The sequence below is a fragment of the Streptomyces sp. NPDC058469 genome (assembly GCF_042721125.1).
In the GTDB taxonomy this organism is placed as follows: Bacteria; Actinomycetota; Actinomycetes; order Streptomycetales; family Streptomycetaceae; genus Streptomyces.
Genome location: NZ_JBHXME010000302.1, coordinates 1 through 5,668 on the forward strand (window position 1 = coordinate 1; position 5,668 = coordinate 5,668).

General features: G+C 70.9%; 5 protein-coding genes. 3 read left to right on the forward strand and 2 right to left on the reverse strand.

Annotation, left to right across the window (positions count from 1 at the left end; translation table 11 throughout):
• Window positions 1-56: 56 nt before the first annotated feature.
• Window positions 57-1,541: a hypothetical protein gene (locus ACFWP5_RS51595; RefSeq protein WP_384174135.1), complete on the reverse strand. Its 1,485-nt coding sequence runs from the start codon at window positions 1,539-1,541 to the stop codon at window positions 57-59.
• Between the two features lie 446 nt (window positions 1,542-1,987).
• On the opposite strand from ACFWP5_RS51595, the gene ACFWP5_RS51600 reads away from it, so the two are divergent.
• On the forward strand, window positions 1,988-2,653 hold the full coding sequence (locus ACFWP5_RS51600) for a bifunctional DNA primase/polymerase (RefSeq protein WP_384174138.1): 666 nt from the start codon (window positions 1,988-1,990) through the stop codon (window positions 2,651-2,653).
• A 154-nt stretch (window positions 2,654-2,807) separates the two neighbouring features.
• Here the strand turns inward: ACFWP5_RS51600 and ftsY are convergent, their stop codons facing one another.
• Window positions 2,808-3,995, reverse strand: coding sequence for a signal recognition particle-docking protein FtsY (gene ftsY, locus ACFWP5_RS51605; protein ID WP_384174142.1), 1,188 nt, complete (start codon window positions 3,993-3,995; stop codon window positions 2,808-2,810).
• 173 nt (window positions 3,996-4,168) lie between these two features.
• Here ftsY and ACFWP5_RS51610 point away from each other — a divergent pair, with 173 nt between their 5' ends.
• Window positions 4,169-5,140 (forward strand): LLM class flavin-dependent oxidoreductase, encoded by a 972-nt coding sequence (locus ACFWP5_RS51610; RefSeq protein ID WP_384174145.1) that lies wholly within the window; start codon window positions 4,169-4,171, stop codon window positions 5,138-5,140.
• Window positions 5,141-5,210: 70 nt separating this feature from the next.
• Window positions 5,211-5,570, forward strand: coding sequence for a hypothetical protein (locus tag ACFWP5_RS51615; protein WP_384174148.1), 360 nt, complete (start codon window positions 5,211-5,213; stop codon window positions 5,568-5,570).
• Window positions 5,571-5,668: the final 98 nt, after the last annotated feature.

The window sequence follows — 5,668 nt, forward strand, 5'->3', positions numbered from 1 at the left end:
GGGGGAGCCGAGTCGGGCGGTTCGGGAGGGCCGGCCGCGGCCGGGGCTTGGGGTTGTCAGACCGCTTCGGCGGTCTCCGGCAGCTCGATCGCGAGCCGGTCGGTGAGGTCGACGACTTCGGCCAGATCACCGAAGTCACGGACCGCCGTGTCGACGGTCTTTCGAATACGAGTGTTGACGCGCTCGGAGCGCACCTTCTTGGCGACGGTCATCGCCTCCGTCGCCAGCACCGCGCTCTGCTCGGGCTCCCGCTGCAGGAGGTGCACGGTGGCCATTCCGATGAGATTGAGTGCGTACGACCGCTGGTGCTCCTCGTCCTTGGCGAAGAGGTCCACCGCCCGCTGCATGACGGGCTCGGCCAGCGAGGCGTAGGCGGGACTGCGGCCGGCGACGTAGGCGAGGTCGCGATAGGAGTGCGAGTTCTCGCCGTACAGCTCGGCCTCGGAGAAGAAGCGGATCCAGTCCGGGTCCGGGTCGTCCCAGTCGTGTACGTCCCCGAAGGTGTCCTCGGCCATCCGGACCGCCCGCTTGCACTTGCCGGGCTGCCCCATGTTCGCGTAGGCGCGGGCCTCCATCGCATACAGCATCGACTGGGTGCGCGGGCTCGCGCAGTCCCGGCTGCCGTACTGCGCGAGGTGGATCAGCTCCAGCGCGTCGTCGGGCCGGCCGAGGTGGATCATCTGCCGGCTCATGCTGGACAGGACGTACGACCCGAGAGGCTTGTCGCCCGCCTCCTTGGCGGCGTGCAGGGCGAGGACGAAGTACTTCTGCGCGGTGGGCTGGAGCCCCACGTCGTACGACATCCAGCCCGCCAGCTCGGCGAGTTCGGCGGCGACCTTGAACAACTTGCGGGTGGTGGCCTCGGGTTGGGGCTCCTGGAGGAGGTCGGTCACCTCGTGCAGCTGTCCTACGACCGCCTTGCGGCGCAGGCCGCCGCCGCACTGGGCGTCCCACTTGCGGAACATCGCCGTGGTGGACTCCAGCAGCTCCAACTCCGGCCTGGAGAGCCGCCCGACGTGCCGGGAGGCGCTCACCGGCTCGGGCTCCGGCTGGTGGGCCGAGGGGCCGGGGACGAGCCAGCGCTGCATGGGCTCGATGAGGGACGGTCCCGCCGACAGGGCCAGCGAGGCCCCGAGGAAGCCGCGCCGCGCCAGCATGAGGTCGCTGCGCGAGAACTCGCTGAGCAGGGCCACCGTCTGCGGGGCCGTCCACGGCAGGTCGACGCCGGACACGGAGGGTGCCTGGCGGGCCGCGCGCAACCCCAGGTCCTCGACCGAGACGACACAGCCGAAGCGCTCGGAGAACAGCTCCGAGAGGATCCTCGGGATCGGCTCGCGCGGGTTCTCGCCGTCCAGCCAGCGGCGTACGCGCGAGGTGTCCGTGGAGATGTGGTTGGCCCCCAACTGCCGTGCCCTGCGGTTCACTTGACGCGCCAGCTCACCCTTGGACCAGCCGCTGCGCACGAACCACGAGCCGAGCAGCTCATTGGGGCGCTTCTCCGTACTGGCCGCGGTTGTCCCGCTTCCGCCGTTGCCGCCCACTGGAACGCCCCCATCCCTGGAACCACTTGTCGCCGCTGTGCGCCAAGCCCTATCAGAATGCCGGTAAATACGGCTTCCCGTCCCGCACTTGTCACCCTTCGAACGAGATGACGAGTTGCCTCCGGCATACCCACAAGCGCATGTGCCCCGAGGACTTGTGCACTCAAAGTAATCCTACGATCACCCGTCCAGCCACGGCGATCGCGGAAACGCCACCATTCGCCACCCCTTCGAATGAACCTACGGTTGTCCGCGCACGATTCACTTGACATAGGACGGCCGGAGGTGGGCGTAGCGGTGCACGCAGGGGCGCGTGCCGTCGAGCACACCACCCGGGGTGCTCCTGGACGCCGCCTGGAACACGCGGCGCGGGGCAGGCGTGAACACAGAGTGACTGCACGCATCCGTCTCGTAACCACCGGTGCGTCGGACCCGTTGGAGGGGGCATGGGCTTCACGATCGGCAGCAGCCGGGGTATCCGCGACATCAGGTCCGGCACGCGCCGCCGCGGCCGCGCGTCGGAGTGCACGGCGGTGGCCGAGTTCACCGGACTCTGGGGCTGGGACGTGGTCGCAGGAGCACGGGCCGCCGGTGGCGCGTGCTCGTGCGGCGACACGGAATGCCGTACGCCGGGCGCGCATCCGCTGACCTTCGCGCCGGAGGTGCGGGCCGGCGCGACCCTCGACGAAGTCACCGTGGCCTGGGCCGAGTTGCCGGGCGCCGCGATCATGCTGCCGGTGGGGCGCGCGTTCGACGTGATCGAGGTGGCCGAGCCCGCCGGGCGTCGCGCGCTGGCCCGCCTGGAGCGGATGGGCCTCCCGCTCGGCCCGGTCGCGGCGACCCCCGACCACCGCGCCCACTTCTTCGTCGCCCCCGGCGCCGCCGCCGAACTCCCCGTGCTGCTCTACCGCATGGGCTGGGACGACCCCACCTCCCTCGACCTGCGCGGCCTGGGCCCCGGCACCCACATCACCGCCCCACCCTCCGACCGAGGCGGTCTCGGCCCGGTCCGCTGGCTCCGCTCCCCCGCGCTGGACTCGGCGACGAAGCCACCGGCGGCACGGCTGTTGCTGGGGACGCTGGCGTATGTGGCACACAGGTCGCGCGCATAACCGTAAACGACGAAGTGCCCGTCCCCAACCGTGAGTTGAGGGCGGGCACTTTTTCGCACGGGGGCGACTACAGCGCCCCTGTAAGGGGCGCGGGGAACTGCGCGACCAGCCCCCACCGGTGCGCGGACAAAAGAACCGCGCAACCCACGGAACGTCAGTCGCCGATAAGGGCGTCAACAAACGCCTCCGGCTCGAACGGTGCCAGATCATCCGCACCCTCACCGAGCCCGATCAGCTTCACCGGTACGCCCAGTTCACGCTGGACGGCGATCACGATGCCGCCCTTGGCCGTGCCGTCCAGCTTGGTCAGGACGATGCCGGTGATGTCGACGACCTCGGCGAAGACGCGGGCCTGCACCAGGCCGTTCTGCCCGGTGGTGGCGTCGAGGACGAGCAGGATCTCGTCGAGCGGCGCGTGCTTCTCGACGACCCGCTTGACCTTGCCGAGTTCGTCCATGAGACCGGTCTTGGTGTGCAGCCGCCCGGCGGTGTCGATGAGGACGACGTCGACCCCCATCTCCTTGCCCTCCTTCACCGCGTCGAACGCGACGGAGGCGGGATCGCCGGCCTCGGGCCCGCGCACGGTGTGGGCGCCGACGCGCTCACCCCAGGTCTGCAACTGGTCGGCGGCGGCGGCACGGAAGGTGTCCGCGGCGCCGAGCACGACGGTCCGCCCGTCGGCCACGAGCACACGGGCGAGCTTGCCGGTGGTGGTGGTCTTGCCGGTGCCGTTGACCCCGACGACCATCACGATGCCGGGCTTGCGGTCCTCGGGCTCGGTCCTGACCGTGCGGTCGACGTCGGTGCCGACCAGCTTGAGCAGTTCCTCGCGCAGCAGTGCGCGCAGCTCCTGCGGGGTCCGGGTGCCGAGCACCTTCACGCGCTCGCGCAGCGCGTCGACCAGTTCCTGGGTGGGCGCGACGCCGACATCGGCGGTGATGAGGGTGTCCTCGATCTCCTCCCAGGTGTCCTCGTCGAGGTGCTCGCGCGACAGGAGCGTGAGCAGCCCCTGGCCGAGCGCGTTCTGCGAGCGGGAGAGCCGGGAGCGCAGCCGGACGAGCCGTCCGGCGGTCGGCTCGGGGACGTCCAGTACAAGGGGTTCCTCGACGGCGGCCGGGGCCGAACCGTCCGGAAGATCCACCTCCTCTATCGTCCGGCGCGCTTCGTCGCGCGGGGTCTCGGCCTCGTCGCCGACGTGCGGCTCGGCCGGCGGGGCGGTGATGTCGGGCACGGAGGTGGGCGGCGGGGGCAGCGGCTTCTTGCGCCGGCTGCCGACGACGAGCCCGCCGAGCGCACCGAGCACGACCACGGCGATGACTACAGCAAGGATGACGGTTTCCATAACCCACCCAGTATCAGTCATGGGTCTCGCCGGGGCCCAGCGCGGGCGCGGCCGGGGCGTCGGCGCCCCCGACCTCGTACACACGAGGAAGCCCGGACGGCCGTAGTCATCACCATGGCCATCTGATGCACCGTCAGCTACCGTCCCCCACCACACACGAAGGGGGACCTTCCATGCCCGTCTCGGTCGTACGTTTCAACCTCGTCGAACCCGGCGCGACCCCCGCCTCGCTGAGCGCCCGCTACCGGGCCGCCCTGGAGATGGCCGCGTACGCCGACGAACGCGGGATCACCACCGTGCAGACGGAGGAGCACCACGGCGTCGCCAACAACTGGCTGCCGTCGCCCTTCGCCTTCGCGGGCGCGGTGTTCGGCGCGACCCGGCACATCGCCGTGACCGTCTCGGCGGTCATCGGCCCGCTGCACGACCCGCTGCGGCTGGCCGAGGACATCGCCGTGCTCGATCTGCTGAGCGGCGGCCGGCTGGTGACCGTGGCCGGGATCGGCTACCGGCCCGAGGAGTACGCCCAGTTCGACGTGGACTGGAAGCGCCGGGGCAAGCTCCAGGACGAGTTGCTGGAGACGGTCCTGAAGGCCTGGTCCGGCGAGGAGTTCGAGTACCGCGGCCGTACGGTACGGGTCACCCCGCGCCCCTTCTCCGACCCGCACCCCCTGCTCCTGGTCGGCGGCTCCTCGAAGGCCGCCGCCCGTCGCGCCGCGCGTCTGGGCCTGCCCTTCTTCCCCAGCGCGCACCTGCCCGACCTGGAGGCGTACTACAAGGACCGGCTCGTCGAGTACGGCACCGAGGGCTGGACCATGATGCCGGGCGCCGAGACCCCGCTGCTGCACATCGCCGAGGACCCGGACCGCGCCTGGGCCGAGTACGGGGCGCACTTCCTGCACGAGGCGCGGACGTACGCCTCCTGGCAGTCCGGCGACATCCGCTCGGCGGTGAAGTCGGGGGCCACGACCGTGGCCGAGCTGCGTGCGGAGGGCGTGTACCGCATCCTCACGCCGGACGAGTGCGTGGCGCTGGGGCTCGACAACCTCGTCCTGCATCCGCTGGCGGGCGGGATGCCGGTGGACGAGGGATGGCGCAGCCTGCGGCTGTTCGCGGAGCGGGTGCTGCCGCGGCTCGGGGAGTGACCTCCACTCGGAGGGTGACCTTTACCCGTAACCGGTGGACCGGCCGGTCGACCGGTGGTCCACTGCGGTCATGACCTTGGCTGTGGATGTGTTCCTGCGTGACGCGGACGGCCAGTGGAACGTGCTCGACGTTCCGGAGGGGTGCAACGACTCGGCCGGGTTCGAGAACTGGCGCGAGACCGTGTGGGGTTCGGCGCCCGTGCGCTCGCTGGGCGCCACGTACCTTCCCGTGCTGGCCTCCAGCGACCTGTACGTCGAGGCCTCGGACGTACCGGACTTCCTGCGCGAGCTCGCGCTGCTGCGGGCGCACCTCGAACCGGTCGCCGCGGCGGTCGGCGAGCGTCCCGACCTCGTCGAGAGCCGCCTGGACAACATCGAGGCGGCCGCCCGGCGCGCCCGTGACATCGGCGGCGGCGTCCTCATCTGGTGAATCTGGTGAATCCCTTGATCTACGACAGCAGCCGCCCAGGACCCGCTTGCCGACGAAACGGCTCAGGTCCACGTCCTTGTCCGCGGCGACGATCACAC